This window comes from Coleofasciculus sp. FACHB-712 (assembly GCF_014695635.1).
Taxonomy (GTDB): domain Bacteria; phylum Cyanobacteriota; class Cyanobacteriia; order Cyanobacteriales; family FACHB-T130; genus FACHB-T130.
This window is the reverse complement of the sequence record NZ_JACJOQ010000003.1, coordinates 1-2,589: the sequence shown is the minus strand read 5'-3', so window position 1 is coordinate 2,589 and position 2,589 is coordinate 1. Positions and strand designations below refer to the sequence as shown.

Annotated in this window: 1 protein-coding gene and 1 pseudogene; both read right to left on the bottom strand. The window is 50.0% G+C overall.

What is annotated here, in order from left to right; genetic code table 11:
• Window positions 1–196 precede the first annotated feature (196 nt).
• Window positions 197–649 (bottom strand): annotated as a pseudogene (locus H6F50_RS00035) (transposase); the annotation flags it as partial.
• Window positions 646–2,589 (bottom strand): S9 family peptidase (locus H6F50_RS00030; protein ID WP_190424885.1); only part of this gene is annotated, 1,944 nt, incomplete at its 5' end. The gene H6F50_RS00030 and the pseudogene H6F50_RS00035, both read right to left, overlap by 4 nt.

Sequence of the window (2,589 nt, the reverse complement as noted above, 5' to 3'; positions counted from 1 at the left end):
AATAATCCGCTTATATAGTTCCTAAACTCCCGTTTTTGGGCTTGATGCGTCAATATATCATCAAAGCGTTTGCACCATCTATTGAAGCAAGGGGGCATGGCGGCGGGAGTTGTGTCTTTCATTTATCACACCATAACGTGAAATGGTTGCCATGCCTGTATTATACCTTTTTAGAGTCTTGTTTTTCGTTTAAGCACCGATAGTCCAACAGCTTGACAGTGGGAAATAGCAAACTAACTCTTGCGCCCCAAATTTCATAGCCGTAACTCTGCGGACGCCATGACGCTTGCTCGTCTGCCAACACGGCTAAGCTGGCAACTTGCCGTCGATATCGGTCAAAAAGCCGGTAATTATAGACATACATCCGCTCAGCAAAATTAGCATCGACTTTGCTTTGAACTTCGATGTGAATCAGTACCCAGGTTTCTTCGCCGTTTTGTCGCCAGACTTTTACCAGTTTATCGACCCGACGCCGCCCCAGTTCTGCATCGCGGACGACTTGTTGCAGTTCGGTGTCGAGAAATTCGTAGCCCTGCGACCAGTTGATGTCAGCATAAGCTTGGGGGAAGAAGAAAGCCATGAAGTCGGTAAAATAAATCTCCAAGGCTTCCTTCCAAGGGCTATCGTAATCAGCCTGAGGGTTGGTCATGATTCAGGGTCAAGATTAGCGATCGCAACTGGCTCCAATGGATCGGCAAGCTCAAACTGGAAGACGCGAGAATAAAAGTAAAATTCCCCATCAATGGCGCGTTTAATATTCTCCGAACGGCGAAAACCGTGTTGTTCGCCCTCAAAAGGAACATAAGCAACGGGCAACCCTTTGGCACGTAGCGCCTCTACCATCATTTCTGCTTGGTTGGGTGGGACAACTTTGTCTTCTAGCCCTTGAAAGAAAATGACCGGACAAGAAAGATTCTCCGTAAAGTAAATAGGCGATCGCTCCTGATAAATATCTTGCCGTTCTGGGTAAGGGCCAATCAGCCGATCCAGATAGCGCGATTCAAATTTGTGGGTATCTCTAACCAGCGCCTCTAAGTCGCTGACGCCGTAGTAACTTGCACCTGCCTTGAAGATATCGCGGAAAGTCAGGGCGCACAGCGTCGTGTAGCCACCCGCACTACCACCAGCGATCGCCATCCGGTTTCCATCCGCCAAGCCTTGCTGAGCCAGATACCGCGCCCCATTCACGCAATCATCCACGTCCACAATTCCCCACAGCCCATCTAGCCGCTGATGGTAGGCGCGTCCATAGCCGGTGCTGCCGCCATAATTCACATCTAGATAAGCAAATCCCCGACTTGTCCAGTATTGAATCCGCAAGTTCAGCTGGCTAGAGGTGGCTGCTGTCGGCCCTCCGTGGCTTTTAACGACTAAGGGCGGCAACTCTCCATCTGGTGCTGTATAGTCGCGATTTTGGGGCGGATAGAAGAAGCCGTGAGCGGTTAATCCGTTCTCGGTCGGAAATTCAATCGGTTGCGGAACAGACAAATACCCAGAGTCAATTTCTAACTGGCTCGATCGCTGCAACACTTCTATTTGCCGCGTCGCCATATCCATTTGGATAATCGAGCTAAATTTGGTCGGTGAGCCAGCAATGAATCCCACACGACCCCCAGAGGCTTTGAGAGACGAAATCTCAGTGTAATCCGTCTCAATTTGCTCCAGTCCTGTCTCCGTGTCGAGGCTCGCCAAATGCCAAATGCCTCGCTGAGTATAGGTGCAGATAATGCGTTCTTCAGATTCAAAGGCATAGGTAGACATCCCAAAAACCCACTGCGGAAGCCCAAATTCAGCCTCCATCTCGCACAGCGGTTCAACCTCTTTTTCCCCCTTTTTAAGGGAGGTTAGGGAGGATCGAGATTGCCATCTGTAGAGATTCCACCAGCCACTGCGATCGCTAACAAAGTGTAAAATGCCATCCGGCGACCATTCTGGCTGAAAAATAGACTCATCAACGCCACCAGCAACCCGTTGGCTTTCACCCAAGGAACCATCCGCTTTAATCTGTGCAACCCATAATTCGGTTCCATCCCACGGCAGATTCGGATGATTCCAAGTTAACCAAGCCAGCTGAGAACCGTCAGGACTGAGACGTGGAGATGAGTAAAAGTCGTTTCCAGACACTAACACCCGAATATCATCACCATCTTCCAAGTTGATGCTAACCAAGGTATTGATTGGTTCGCGATCGCCTGTGGTGTGGTCTTCGCGCACAACATACAACCGCCGCTGTTTCCGGTCAATTATTCCATCCGCATAGCAGAAGCTTCCTTCTGGTGTCAGCGGTTGCGATTCTGCACCTGGAGTCTGCCGATAAAGGCGCTGATCCGCAAAATTAGAAAAATAAATAGTGCCATCAGCGACGCAGAAGGCACCGCCGCCGTATTCATTGACGCGGGTTCGGACGTTAAAGGGAGGTGGAGTGACATCAATCGTTTTCCCCTCTGGGGTTCGTCGCACAATTACATTCCGTCCGGCTTCTGCGGGTCGCCCTTCAATCCAGTAAACATCCTCGCCATCAAAGGCAATCTGCCCCACTCCAATCGTTTCAGAAACAATTAAGTCAGAGGTGATGGGCGATTTCCAGGA